This window comes from Pectobacterium aquaticum (assembly GCF_003382565.3).
Lineage (GTDB): Bacteria > Pseudomonadota > Gammaproteobacteria > Enterobacterales > Enterobacteriaceae > Pectobacterium > Pectobacterium aquaticum.
The window spans coordinates 1,185,311-1,198,629 of record NZ_CP086253.1 but is presented as its reverse complement, the minus strand read 5'-3'; the positions used below and the strand labels follow the sequence as shown (position 1 = coordinate 1,198,629).

At 50.9% G+C, this 13,319-nt stretch carries 13 protein-coding genes, 1 tRNA gene and 1 pseudogene; 10 read left to right on the top strand and 5 right to left on the bottom strand.

The window, feature by feature from the left end; genetic code table 11:
• Positions 1–53 precede the first annotated feature (53 nt).
• Complete coding sequence (locus tag DMB82_RS05625) at positions 54–488, top strand: GNAT family N-acetyltransferase (protein WP_116163102.1); 435 nt, start codon at positions 54–56, stop codon at positions 486–488.
• On the opposite strand, the gene DMB82_RS05620 is transcribed toward DMB82_RS05625, so the two are convergent.
• Both DMB82_RS05620 and DMB82_RS05615 read right to left on the bottom strand, forming a co-directional pair.
• The gene (locus DMB82_RS05620) at positions 489–1,574 is read right to left on the bottom strand and encodes an ABC transporter ATP-binding protein (protein ID WP_102118592.1); all 1,086 of its coding nucleotides are present in this window, start codon (positions 1,572–1,574) and stop codon (positions 489–491) included.
• Positions 1,575–1,578: 4 nt separating this feature from the next.
• A complete protein-coding gene (locus DMB82_RS05615) occupies positions 1,579–3,201 on the bottom strand; it encodes an ABC transporter permease (RefSeq protein WP_116163104.1) in 1,623 nt (540 codons plus the stop codon).
• Positions 3,202–3,494: 293 nt separating this feature from the next.
• Between DMB82_RS05615 and DMB82_RS05610 the strand changes: the two genes are divergently transcribed.
• The 7 genes from DMB82_RS05610 (at position 3,495) to nrdF (ending at position 10,144) form a co-directional block, all read left to right on the top strand.
• Entirely contained in the window at positions 3,495–3,842 is a 348-nt protein-coding gene (locus DMB82_RS05610; RefSeq protein WP_010280797.1) for a YacC family pilotin-like protein, read from the top strand.
• 107 nt (positions 3,843–3,949) lie between these two features.
• Positions 3,950–4,813 carry a polyamine aminopropyltransferase gene (gene speE, locus DMB82_RS05605; RefSeq protein WP_102118594.1) on the top strand — a complete coding sequence of 288 codons (864 nt, stop codon included), beginning with the start codon at positions 3,950–3,952 and terminating at the stop codon, positions 4,811–4,813.
• A 45-nt stretch (positions 4,814–4,858) separates the two neighbouring features.
• Complete coding sequence (gene speD / locus DMB82_RS05600) at positions 4,859–5,653, top strand: adenosylmethionine decarboxylase (RefSeq protein ID WP_102118595.1); 795 nt, start codon at positions 4,859–4,861, stop codon at positions 5,651–5,653.
• Positions 5,654–6,341: 688 nt separating this feature from the next.
• Complete coding sequence (gene nrdH, locus DMB82_RS05595; protein WP_039352306.1) at positions 6,342–6,581, top strand: glutaredoxin-like protein NrdH; 240 nt, start codon at positions 6,342–6,344, stop codon at positions 6,579–6,581.
• A 9-nt stretch (positions 6,582–6,590) separates the two neighbouring features.
• Entirely contained in the window at positions 6,591–6,998 is a 408-nt protein-coding gene (gene nrdI / locus DMB82_RS05590; protein WP_102118596.1) for a class Ib ribonucleoside-diphosphate reductase assembly flavoprotein NrdI, read from the top strand.
• Positions 6,999–7,075: 77 nt separating this feature from the next.
• A complete protein-coding gene (gene nrdE / locus DMB82_RS05585; protein ID WP_240822408.1) occupies positions 7,076–9,157 on the top strand; it encodes a class 1b ribonucleoside-diphosphate reductase subunit alpha in 2,082 nt (693 codons plus the stop codon).
• A 24-nt stretch (positions 9,158–9,181) separates the two neighbouring features.
• Positions 9,182–10,144 carry a class 1b ribonucleoside-diphosphate reductase subunit beta gene (gene nrdF, locus DMB82_RS05580; RefSeq protein WP_104213592.1) on the top strand — a complete coding sequence of 321 codons (963 nt, stop codon included), beginning with the start codon at positions 9,182–9,184 and terminating at the stop codon, positions 10,142–10,144.
• A 112-nt stretch (positions 10,145–10,256) separates the two neighbouring features.
• Here nrdF and DMB82_RS05575 read toward each other — a convergent pair.
• Positions 10,257–10,333, bottom strand: a tRNA-Asp gene (locus DMB82_RS05575).
• A gap of 171 nt (positions 10,334–10,504) precedes the next feature.
• The gene (gene dnaQ, locus DMB82_RS05570) at positions 10,505–11,242 is read right to left on the bottom strand and encodes a DNA polymerase III subunit epsilon (protein WP_116156205.1); all 738 of its coding nucleotides are present in this window, start codon (positions 11,240–11,242) and stop codon (positions 10,505–10,507) included.
• Between dnaQ and rnhA the strand changes: the two are divergent.
• A pseudogene (gene rnhA / locus DMB82_RS05565) lies at positions 11,196–11,763 on the top strand (ribonuclease HI). The gene dnaQ and the pseudogene rnhA overlap by 47 nt on opposite strands.
• Before the next feature lie 19 nt (positions 11,764–11,782).
• Here rnhA and DMB82_RS05560 read toward each other — a convergent pair.
• Positions 11,783–12,493 (bottom strand): class I SAM-dependent methyltransferase, encoded by a 711-nt coding sequence (locus tag DMB82_RS05560; RefSeq protein ID WP_102118601.1) that lies wholly within the window; start codon positions 12,491–12,493, stop codon positions 11,783–11,785.
• 43 nt (positions 12,494–12,536) lie between these two features.
• On the opposite strand from DMB82_RS05560, the gene gloB reads away from it, so the two are divergent.
• Positions 12,537–13,292: a hydroxyacylglutathione hydrolase gene (gene gloB / locus DMB82_RS05555; protein WP_102118602.1), complete on the top strand. Its 756-nt coding sequence runs from the start codon at positions 12,537–12,539 to the stop codon at positions 13,290–13,292.
• The last annotated feature ends 27 nt before the right edge of the window (positions 13,293–13,319 follow it).

Below are 13,319 nucleotides of genomic sequence, written 5' to 3'. Positions count from 1 at the left end.
GCAATGCCCAAGCGCGCGAAGTATATCAGAAACCACACCATGAAGGAGACACCATGAGTACACCACCAGTGGATGTTTGCTACAAAGTGAATGCCCCGCTTTCCAGCCAGCAGTTCATTGAGCTGTTGGCGAAAACTTCATTGGGGCCGCGCCGCCCGCTAGATGATGAAACAGCAATTGCAGGTATGCTTAAGCACGCCAACCTGCTGGTTTCCGCGTGGCAAGGGGAGACGTTGGTTGGGATCGCGCGCAGCGTGACGGATTTTCATTTTTGCTGTTATCTGTCCGATCTCGCGGTGTCAGAGGACTATCAGCATGCGGGAATAGGTAAGAAGCTGATTCAACAAACCGCTCAACAGCTTGAAAAAGGCTGCAAAATTATTTTGCTGGCCGCGCCGCTGGCGGTGGATTACTACCCGAAGTTAGGGTTTGAAAAGCACAATAGCACCTGGCTCATGCCAGCAGCAGACCTGCACGCAGAGACATAATCATTTCGTTTCAGGGCCGTCAGCCGGACCGCTGGCGGCGGGTAAAGCAGGATACAAGACCGGAGGATCCGTCTTAATGCTTAAACGCACCTGCTGTCCTGGCTCAAACCAGTTGCCGGTCTGCACCAGCAGCATCAGCTCTCCCATCTTCACCCGATACAAGTTTGATGTGCCCATAAATAGCCTATCTTCGATCGACGCTGGGCCATCGGGATCGAGCGCCAACGCCACGTCAGCCGGACGTACCATCCAGTCGCATTGTGAATCCATCGGCTGATTGAGCGGATGTGTCGCCTGATGATCGCCCAATGGGCTTTGCCATTGATGGTCGCTCATAATTTTCACAGGCAAATAGTTCGTATTCCCCATAAAATCAGCGACAAAGCGGCTATTCGGCCGATGGTACAGCTCGGAGGGATAGCCCTGCTGCATTATCTTCCCTTCATCCAGCAGAATCAGATGGTCGGCGCAGGCAAAAGCCTCCTCCCGGCTGTGCGTGGCAAAAACCGCCGCGACATGGCGCTGTTTGAGAACCTGCCGTAATTCGGTGATCAAGCGGTAGCGAGTCTGGCTGTCCAGCCCTGGGAAGGGTTCATCCAGCAACAGCAGTTTCGGCTCACAGGCTAGCGCCCGGGCAATCGCCAAACGCTGCTGCTGTTCATTGGATAGCTCGTGTGGATAGCGCGCGGCGACATCATCCAGTTGCAAGAGCGTCAGCATCTCCGCACAGATGGGCTTTACCTCGCTGTCCGGGCGGCCATATAAACCAAACGCAATATTGCCTTCCACCGTCAGATGCGGAAAGAGCGCGTAGTCCTGAAAAATCAGGCCAACCTGACGCAGCTCGGGTAGGACGTACGCTTGCGGCGAACTGACGGGTTCACCCTCCAGCAAAACCTTGCCCTGAGTAATCGGCAGCAGGCCTGCGATCACCTGTAATAGCGCCGTTTTACCGCAGCCATTCCTGCCCAGCAGGCAAATCGTCTCATCATCGCGCACGGCAAAGGAGATATTCTCCAACACGGGAGACTGCTGTAGCGTACAACTTACCGCCTGAACGCTCAGAATATCTATCGACGCAGCCATGTCATTATCCTTTTATATTCAGTGCGCGATTCAGCCAGAAAACAGGGATTAGCCCCACCGCCACCAGCACCAATGCAGGAAAGGCAAATGACGCTACTTGCTCACTCGCCGTAAAGCGGAAAATATACGTTGCCAACGTATCAACCCCGAAAGGACGCAGCAGCAGCGACACATTCAGCTCTTTCATACTTTCCGTAAAAATCAACAACGCCCCAATGAACAGGCTGCGGCGCAGCAGAGGGATATGCACACGTGACCAGCGGCTGAGCGGGGAAGCCCCCAGTACAAGGCTCGCGCTGTCCAGCGAACGCGGAATATCTTCCATACTGCGCTCAAGGCTGTCCAGCATCAGACGCCCAAATTTAACGCTATAGGCGAGGATGAGAATAAACAGCGATCCCGCTAGCAAAGCCTCCGCGGGAGGTAACCCCGCCACGTTGGCAAATAGATTAATTCCGCTGTCCACCAGCGACAGCAAGGTAAACAGTCCGACGGCCAGTACCGCGCCGGGCAAGGCAAAACTCAGGCTGACGAGCCGAACTGGCGTCTGATTGGCAAATACCCCGGCCGTGCGTGTATAAAAGATAAACGACAACGCCATCAGCGTAATAACAGTTGTCGCGATGGCCGACGCCAACAGGCTATTCATCACTGCATGGAGGAACGCCATATCCCATACCGACAGCATGTGTCGTAGGGCCAGAAATAATAGATACAACAGCGGGAACAGGAACGACAGACAAACGATTCCCCAGCAGTAGCCACGTACCACCCTGCTGCGCCATCCACTCAACACAGGTGGAACCACCTGAGAAGGATTGGCTTGAGCTTGATAAATTCTCTGCTTGCGACGCCAGAAATTAACCAAAAACATCAAGATAAATATCGCGGGCAAAATCAACACGCCAAGGCGTGCCGCCGCACCGAGATCGCCCTGCTGCTGCCAGATATCCAGCACCTGTGTTGTCAGGGTTGGAGTATCAAGATAAGACGCCGCGCCATAATCGCCCAGCGTTTCGACCACCACTAGCGCACTACCGCAGGCAATCGCAGGCCATGCAATAGGTAAACATAAGCGGCGGAATACCTGAGTGCGCGTCTGATTCAGTAAACGCGCCGAATGGATAAGGCTGGCGGGTTGTTTCACCAACGCTTCACGTACTAACAGGTAAATATAGGGATAGAGCACCAGTGCCAGCACCAGACTTATGCCACCCAGCGAAACGGGTAGCCCAGCCACGTGGAATTCTCCCCACGGTGGGGCTATCTGCCACCCGCCTTCCTGCAACAACTGGGACAGATGCCGTAACACATCAGTATAAAGGTAGGCGAGCAGGAACGCGGGCATCGCGAGCGGCAGGCAAAGCGCCCATTGCAGTACGCGATGACCGGGAAAACGGTACATAGCGATAAACCAGGCGGAAGGCAATCCAAACAGTAGGCTGAAGAACAGTGTGCCAACCACGATGACCGCTGAATGTATCAGGTAGGTGGGTAACCCAATTTGCCACAGTTGGGTAAATCCCATCCCATCGGCAAAAAAAGCCTGATAAAAAACCGTTGCTAAAGGAAGCAGCAACAGTCCCGCCAACAACCAACTACTGACGCGCCAGACACCGGAGATCATAGAATAAAAACTGTATTAGATGAGATCGCTGTTATTAATAACAGAGGCTGACGGTGGCGTCATCGTATCAAACAGCGATAAATGGGCTTTAATCCTGCGATTAACCCGAGGTAATTTCCATTACCGACCGTAAATAAAATAAAAACCAACTATTTCAATAAATTAAATTTTTTCTTTCCCACCTTTTTAACTACCATTTTTTATCGCAATCAGATGTTTCCCGTAAGAAAACTTGGAACCTCATGGGATATCTGTGATAACGTCATCTGACAACATTTGGAACAGGTTCAACCATGAAAAACTCTGCGCTGGCTCTGCTCCTGCTAAGCCTGATGAGCTTCTCTTCCGCCAGCAAGGCGCTGAATGAATTTGAAGCGGAAGATCTGGCCGATCTGACCGCGATCTTTGTTTATCTGAAAAACCACTGTGGTTATCAAGATCTGCCGAATGAACAGATTCGTCGGACGCTGGTCGCTTTTGCTCAGCAAAACCGCTGGGATCTCAGCAATTACAGCGCGTATGACATGACGGCGATGGGTGAAGACAGCTATCGCGATCTGAGTAAAATCGCTATCCCGACACCAAAGAAATGTCAGTCTCTGGCACGTAATTCTCTCGGCTTGCTCTCCTACGCACAGTAGTTCCCCCCACCTCCGCGCTGACTGAAATTTGACCGTGCAAGCGGTAAAAGAGTCGGCTATGATGGCGCGCCAATTTTCATGGCTGTTATCGCGGAGGAAGCCCTAACATGTCCCAGAAAGAAATGTGGTATGAAACCCTACATGCCAACTTTGGTCAGTACTTTTCGGTTGATCGCGTGCTGTATCACGAGAAGACCACTCATCAAGATCTCATCATCTTTGAAAACGACGCATTAGGTCGCGTGATGGCGCTTGACGGCGTGGTGCAAACCACCGAGCGCGATGAATTCATCTATCACGAAATGCTCACCCACGTTCCTCTTCTATCACACGGCAATGCTAAACGCGTCCTGATTATCGGTGGCGGTGATGGCGGCATGCTGCGGGAAGTCAGCCGACACTGCGGCGTCGAGCAGATCACGATGGTGGAAATCGATGCGGGCGTAGTGGCGTTTTGTCGTCAGTATCTGCCTAATCACAGCGCCGGTAGCTATGACGACCCGCGTTTTAATCTGGTGATTGATGACGGCGTTAACTTCGTCAGACAGTGCAGCGAAAAATTTGACGTCATCATTTCCGATTGCACCGACCCCATCGGCCCCGGTGAAAGCCTGTTCACCTCCGATTTCTATCAGGGCTGCGCCCGTTGCCTGAACGAAGGCGGGATTTTCGTCGCTCAGAATGGCGTGTGCTTCCTACAACAGGACGAAGCCGTCGGCAGCCATAAAAAACTCAGCCACTATTTCAACGATGTCAGTTTTTATCAGGCTGCGATCCCGACTTACTACGGCGGCATTATGACGTTTGCCTGGGCCAGCAATAACCCGGCGCTGCGTCAGATAGATGCCACCATGCTGCGCCAACGTTTTGCGCAATCCGCTATCGCCTGTCGCTATTACACGCCTGATGTTCACATCGGCAGCTTTGCCCTGCCGCAGTATCTGCTGAGCGCGTTACAAAATGCGCAATAGCCCATCACTTAGGGTAACCACACCACGACAAGGGGGTGACGTAAATTGCACAAGCTGAAACTACACGGATTTAACAACCTGACGAAAAGCCTGAGTTTTTGTATCTACGATATCTGTTACACCAAAACAGCCGACGATCGCGATGGTTATATCGCCTATATTGACGAGCAATATAACGCTAACCGTTTAACAGAAATCCTCACTGAAACCTGCTCAATTATCGGTGCCAACATCCTTAACATCGCGCGTCAGGATTACGATCCACAAGGTGCCAGCGTGACCATTCTGGTCAGCGAAGAACCCATCGATCCACGGGATGTTGATACCTCAGAACATCCTGGGCCGCTGCCCCATTCCGTTGTTGCACATCTGGATAAAAGCCACATCTGTGTTCATACCTACCCAGAAAGCCACCCAGAAGGCGGGCTTTGTACCTTCCGCGCAGATATCGAAGTCTCTACTTGTGGCGTCATTTCGCCGCTGAAAGCGCTGAACTACCTCATCCACCAGCTTGAATCCGATATTGTGACCATCGACTATCGCGTGCGGGGATTTACCCGTGATGTCAACGGCATAAAGCATTTCATCGATCACCAGATCAATTCGGTTCAGAACTTCATGTCAGAGGACATGAAAGCGCTCTATCACATGATGGACGTGAACGTGTATCAGGAAAATATCTTCCATACCAAGATGCTATTGAAAGATTTCGACCTAAAACACTACCTGTTCAACGTCAGTCCAGAAGAGCTCAGTGCTGCTGAACGGAAAAGAATTACCGATCTGCTGTATCACGAAATGCAGGAAATCTATTACGGCAGAAACCTGCCAGTTCTGTAATCAATACATATCCCTTCACAGGGTTGTCTCTTAGTCACATTTTTTATGCCGACTAAGAGACGGTTTCGTGCGCGATGATGCCGTCATTTTCATGCTACCCCGTAGCACGCGCCCGACGCAGGGCGCTCAGTCGCCGCCGCCCTGCGAACCCAGGCTTCCGGCTAAATTATGCCGCTACGCGGTGCCATCGGTGTTCATGCCCCCTTCGAGCCGCCAGTGACGCGTTCCAGACGCGGCACTGGCTTTCGCGGCATCCATTCCGCTCACTCGGTGTTCATGTTCACCGCTGCATAATTTTTACGCCGGATAAGGACAAAGCCCATGATGACTCCCTGTATTAATGTATAAGGTACAGCGCCTGAGGAGGGTTGAGGTGTAGCGCGTTCATATATCTTTCATTACGTCGCACACTATTTCGTCAAAAATGATGCGCGTCACATTTATTTCTTTCTGCATTTTTTACTTGCATTCTCTCCCAGCCTTGCTGCATCTGGGTTTGCGCCAATGGGTATAAGGTTAACTAAAAATCATATATCTTGTGTGGTTGAAATTAAAAACACCTACATTTAGTATTCTTTGTGTGGCGCTCGCGTAACGGGTCGCTACACAGTGGATCGGTTCGGGTGCACCTACCCTGAAGATAGCCGTTCCGACAGACTTCTTTCACGCCAAAGGGTAAATACGAATCATGCGTATTACTATTTTCACCAAGCCAGATTGTGTTCAATGCAACGCCACATGCCGTGCGCTGGACAAGCAAGGAATTCACTATCAACTGGTGGACTTAACTGAAGATGAACAGGCGTTACAGCAGGTAAGAGCGTTGGGCTATCAGCAGGTCCCCGTTGTGATGACGGCCGACGATCATTGGAGCGGCTTCCGCCCAGATAAGATCAGTACTCTGAACGCCGCCCTACAATTGCAGTAAGGGGGCAATATGAACCCGCTGGTCTATTTCTCCAGCCAGTCGGAAAACACGCATCGCTTCATTTCCCGAGTTGGCTTGCCAGCCCTGAGAATCCCGATAGCGACAGAACAGCCTGCATTGAAAGTTGATCGCCCCTATATTCTGGTTGTCCCCAGCTACGGCGGGGGCAGCACGAAAGGGGCTGTGCCGCGTCAGGTCATCATCTTTCTCAACGATCCGCATAATCGCGCTTATCTGCGCGGCGTGATTGCCGCAGGCAATACCAATTTCGGTGCAGCGTACTGCATCGCTGGCGACATCATTGCGCAGAAATGTCAGGTGCCTTACCTGTACCGCTTTGAATTGCTCGGCACGGCAGAAGACGTTGCAAACGTGCGTAAGGGAGTAACTAAATTTTGGCAACAACAGACCACGTGAGTGCAAAGGCAACCAAGGCCGACGCAGATGCCCACTCGCTCGATTACCATACACTCGACTACCATGCGCTGAACGCGATGCTTAACCTCTACGACGCAGAGGGGAATATCCAGTTCGAGATGGATAAGCTCGCGGCACGTCGTTATTTCCTACAGCATGTGAACCAGAACACCGTGTTCTTCCACAATCTGGAAGAAAAGCTGCGTTATCTGGTTGAAGAAGGCTACTACGAAGCGGACGTGCTGGATCAATATCAGTTCGATTTCATCAAAAGCCTCTTCCAGCAGGCTTACGCTCACAAATTCCGCTTTCAAACCTTTCTGGGTGCGTTCAAATACTACACCGGCTATACGCTGAAAACCTTTGACGGCAAACGCTATCTGGAGCGCTACGAAGATCGCGTCTGCCTCGTGGCACTGACCCTCGCCAAAGGGGATACTGCACTCGCTAGCGCGCTGGTCGACGAGATCATCAGTGGGCGCTTCCAGCCTGCCACCCCCACGTTCCTCAATTGCGGTAAAAAGCAGCGCGGCGAGCTGGTCTCCTGCTTCCTGCTGCGCATTGAAGACAATATGGAATCGATTGGTCGCGCGATTAACTCCGCGCTTCAGCTCTCAAAACGCGGCGGCGGCGTAGCCTTCATGCTCAGCAACATCCGCGAAACCGGTGCGCCGATCAAACGTATCGAAAACCAGTCGTCCGGCATCATTCCGATCATGAAAATGCTGGAAGATGCGTTCTCCTACGCCAACCAGCTTGGAGCGCGTCAGGGTGCGGGAGCGGTGTACCTCAATGCGCACCACCCCGATATTCTGCGTTTTCTGGATACCAAGCGGGAAAATGCCGATGAAAAAATCCGCATCAAGACGCTGTCTTTAGGTGTGGTCATTCCCGATATCACGTTCCAGTTGGCGAAGAATAATCAGGTGATGTACCTGTTCTCGCCCTATGATGTCGAGCAGGTGTATGGCGTGCCGCTGTCAGAAATTAGCGTCACCGAAAAGTACCATGAGATGGTCAACGACAAGCGCATCCGTAAATCCCAAATTAAGGCGCGCGAATTCTTCCAGATCCTCGCTGAGATCCAGTTCGAGTCCGGTTATCCCTACATGATGTTTGAGGATACCGTGAATCGCGCGAACCCGATTCACGGCCGCGTCAACATGAGTAACCTGTGCTCTGAGATTTTGCAGGTCAACGAGGCCAGCCTGTACGACGACGATCTTGGCTACAGCCACATTGGTAAAGACATCTCCTGTAACCTCGGTTCGATGAATATCGCCAACGCAATGGCCTCGCCCGATTTCGGCCAGACGGTTGAAATGGCGATCCGCGCGCTGACCGCCGTTTCCGATATGAGCCACATCAGCTCCGTGCCATCCATCGAAAAAGGCAACGACCAATCGCATGCGATTGGTTTAGGCCAGATGAACCTGCACGGCTATCTGGCGAAAGAGCGTATTTTTTACGGTACAGAAGAAGCCGTCGATTTCACCAATATCTATTTCTACACCGTCGCTTTCCACGCCATTCGGGCATCGAATGCCTTAGCGATAGAGCGGAACCAGCGCTTCTCAGGCTTTGAACTCTCAAAATACGCCACGGGTGAGTATTTTGATAAGTACATCGAGCAAATCTGGGAACCCACAACAACACGCGCACGTGAGCTGTTTGAACAGGCTGGCATCCACATCCCTACTCAGCAAGATTGGGCGGCGCTGCGCGAATCCGTGATGGCGCACGGCATTTATAACCAGAACTTGCAGGCGGTTCCGCCGACCGGTTCGATTTCGTATATCAACCACTCGACGTCCAGCATCCACCCGATTGTGTCACGTATCGAAATTCGTAAAGAGGGCAAGATTGGTCGCGTCTACTACCCTGCCCCTTATATGAACAATGACAATCTGGAGTATTACCAGGATGCCTATGAAATCGGGCCGCAGAAGATTATCGACACCTATGCCGCCGCGACGCAGCACGTCGATCAGGGGCTGTCGCTGACGCTATTTTTCCGCGATACCGCTACCACGCGCGACATCAATAAAGCGCAGATCTACGCCTGGACCAAAGGCATTAAGACTATTTATTACATTCGCATACGGCAGATGGCGCTGGAAGGCACCGAAGTTCAGGGCTGTGTGTCCTGTGCGCTCTAAGCCATCGCGGAAGGAAATCGAAGCATGACCGCACTCACTCGCGTCCAGGCGATTAACTGGAACAAAATTGAAGACGACAAAGATTTGGAAGTCTGGAATCGGCTGACGTCTAACTTCTGGCTGCCTGAAAAAGTGCCGCTTTCTAACGATATTCCGTCGTGGAGTACGCTGAATGCCCGCGAGCGTCAGTTGACGATCCGCGTGTTCACTGGCCTAACGCTGTTGGATACCATCCAAAATACGCTGGGCGCGCCAACGCTCATGCCCGATGCGGTGACGCCACATGAAGAAGCCGTGCTGTCTAACATCAGCTTTATGGAAGCAGTGCATGCCCGCTCATACAGCTCTATTTTCTCGACGCTGTGTCTAACCAGCGAAGTTGATGATGCGTATCGCTGGAGCGAAGAGAATACGGCGCTACAGAAGAAGTCCGACATTATCCTGTCGCACTACCGCAGTGACGATCCGCTGATGAAGAAAGTCGCCAGCGTGTTTCTGGAGTCGTTCCTGTTCTATTCGGGGTTCTACCTGCCGATGTACTGGTCAAGCCGTGCCAAGCTGACCAACACGGCGGATTTGATCCGGCTTATCATCCGCGACGAAGCGGTACACGGCTACTATATTGGCTACAAATTCCAGCGCGGCTTAGCGAAGGTCGATTCCGCTCATCAGCAGCAGGTGAAAAATTTCGCCTACGATCTGCTACAGGATTTGTATGACAACGAGGTGTTGTATACGCAGGAACTCTATGACGGCGTCGGTTGGACGGAAGACGTGAAGAAATTCCTCCACTACAACGCAAACAAAGCGCTGATGAATCTGGGTTATGAAGCGCTGTTCCCCGCCAGCATGACGGATGTGAATCCCGCTATTCTCTCGGCGCTATCACCAAACGCGGATGAGAACCACGACTTCTTCTCTGGCTCAGGTTCATCTTATGTGATCGGTAAAGCCGTCAATACTGAAGATGAAGACTGGGACTTCTAAAAAAACGGCCATCGAGTTCTGGGTGGCCATATTTTTTTTCTACAGCCCTTTTTCTACAGGGCAAGAAATGAAAAAACCCTGAACCATTTCTGATTCAGGGCCTTCATATAAGTGGCGGAACGGACGGGGCTCGAACCCGCGACCCCCTGCGTGACAGGCAGGTATTCTAACCAACTGAACTACCGCTCCACTCGTGCTCACTGAGCGGGATGAATACTAAGATGATGGCACTATTACGTCAATGCTTTTTATAACTAACCGTTTCTGTTTGCTTATAATTTCATCTCACTGACTATTCTCTCACCCGCAGTGCGATCAACCGATTCTTTTTACTGCGCAAAGGACGATATTACAGCGGTGCTATTCAGCCCGCCACAGGCAAATACCGCCTTTTTTAGCAATCAGATCCAGACGTTGTTCATGCGCTAACAGCTCTGCCTCATCCGCATAAAGCACTTTTAACGCCGATTGAGGGCGGACGATTCTCTGGATCGTTTCGGTATTATCACTCTTCTGCTGCGTTTCACCTTCCATCGAAAAAGTCAGTGACGTCTGACCACCGGTCATCGCCAGATAAACTTCTGCCAAAATCTCGGCATCGAGCAATGCGCCGTGCAGCGTACGCTTGCTGTTATCTATCAGGTAGCGATCGCAGAGTGCATCCAAACTGTTACGCTTGCCAGGAAAAATCTTCCGCGCCATCAATAGGCTATCGGTGATCTTACAGAACGTCTCCGTCTTGGGTATATCACGATTCAGCAACCGGAATTCGTAATCCATAAAGCCGATATCAAACGTCGCGTTATGAATGACTAATTCCGCGCCACGGATAAAATCGAGGAAATCATCCACGACATCCGCATACGTCGGTTTATCAGCCAGAAACTCATCGCTGATACCATGTATGTTATAGGCTTCTGGATCCACTAAACGATCGGGTTTGATGTAGACATGAAAATGACGACCAGTCAGGCGCCGGTTAATCACTTCGACCGCACCGATCTCGATAATTTTATGCCCTTCGTAGTGAACCCCCAGCTTATTCATACCGGTGGTTTCTGTATCCAGGACGATTTGTCGCGTAATTTCAGTGCTCATCGTTTTCGTTTTATGTCAGACTTGCCGTTTTTACCATAAGGGAGAGTCTACCAGAGATGCGCAAACAGGTAGAAATTTTCACCGACGGCTCTTGCCTCGGTAATCCCGGTCCCGGCGGCTATGGCGCCCTGCTGCGCTACAAGCAGCACGAAAAAACGTTAAGTGCAGGTTACCGTCTTACGACGAATAACAGAATGGAGCTGATGGCTGCGATTGCAGCGCTTGAAACGCTGACTACTGCGTGCGATGTGGTGCTCTGCACTGACAGCCAATATGTTCGGCAGGGGATAACCAGTTGGATTCATAACTGGAAAAAACGTGGTTGGAAAACCGCCGACAAAAAACCGGTCAAAAACGTCGATCTCTGGCAAAAACTGGATGCGGCGATTCAACACCATTCCGTGCAATGGGAATGGGTAAAGGGACACGCCGGACATCCGGAAAACGAGCGCTGTGATGAACTCGCCCGCGCTGCAGCAAGTGCACCAACGCTTGAAGACACCGGCTATCAGGCTGAGTAAATCACCGTAGGCGTTCGCCTCATCTCCGATATATCTTTGTTGCGCCCACCGTGCGGCGCACTGAGGCTTTGCGCAACCTCGCCCTCATCGGCGTAAACGTCAGCGGAATGGTGCGCTTTCGGGCAATAATCAACGTCAGGCATCCCAGCATCGGAATATGTTTATTTAACTTCCCTTTGTTTCTTCGCCATGGCGTAACGTGAAAATGGGCCTGATGGATAACCTCATAGTTCAATAGCCCCAGCCAGTCCGTAATACGCATTTGAGTAAACATACGGCTGCAATAAGGGTGTTTCTTATTGAGTCTGGGAATCAGTTTGCCAAGACCCACCAGGCTGAGCGGATTAAACGTACTCAATATTAGCCAACCATCGTCGATCAAGACGCGATCAACCTCCCGCAGAATGCGATGCGGGTCCGATGAATAAGACAGCGTTTGAGCGAGCAGGCAGGCATCGATCGACTTTTCAGAGAAAGGTAATTGATGAGCATCTGCAATTACCTGAAGATTATCACCGTGTGGCGCAACATTAACCTGATGCGCAATCGCGCACTCTGTTATGTGGATTCCCGCACTCAGTGCCCCTACCTTGATAAGATGAAAACCAAAGAGTTTTGGCCACCATGGCAGCAAGGCCAGTTCAAGCGACTCGCGATAAAATTGCCCGCAGGTGATATCATCCCATGAATCAGGTGCCACAATGGTCTGAGGGATTTGTGCCGATTTCATCTTCTGTTCTCGTCCTCAGGCTACTAGCAAAAAGAGGTGATGAATGAATCTTATCAGTATCCCTGCACTTCAGGACAACTACATTTGGTTATTAAGCAATAAAGAAAACCGCTGTGTGATCGTCGATCCCGGAGAGGCAACTCCAGTGCTTAATACGCTCGATCAACACTCACTTTTCCCTGAAGCAATTTTGCTCACGCATCACCATCATGATCATGTTGGAGGCGTCGGTGAACTCCTCAAGCATTACCCCAACCTGCCTGTTTTTGGCCCAAAAGAAACCGCTAAGTGCGGCGCAGCCTACCTGGTAGAGGAAGGAAATACCGTCTCTTTGTTAAATTCGGAATTTTCTGTAATTGAGGTACCAGGGCACACATCTGGTCATATTGCCTACTATAACGCGCCATTTTTGTTCTGTGGCGATACCCTTTTTTCGGCGGGATGCGGTCGTATTTTTGAAGGCACACCGAAACAAATGTATGAATCAATTCAAAAAATATCACAACTTCCTGATGACACAGTGGTGTGTTGTGCTCATGAATACACCCTCTCAAACTTAAAATTTTCTAATGTTATTTGGCCTGAAGATCCAGAAATTAAATCTTATCTCCATAAAATCAGTCAGATACGAGAAAAATCACTGTCGAGTTTGCCTACGTCGCTGGGTCTGGAGAGGAGAATTAATCTATTTCTTCGCTGCCATGAAATTGATTTAAAAAGGAAATTATCAAAAGAACCTGAAAATATAGAGAATTGGCAAGTTTTTGAGATGCTACGCAGCAAGAAAGACTGCTTTTGAAGGTTTAGGTTGTGCAATTCCTCTAAC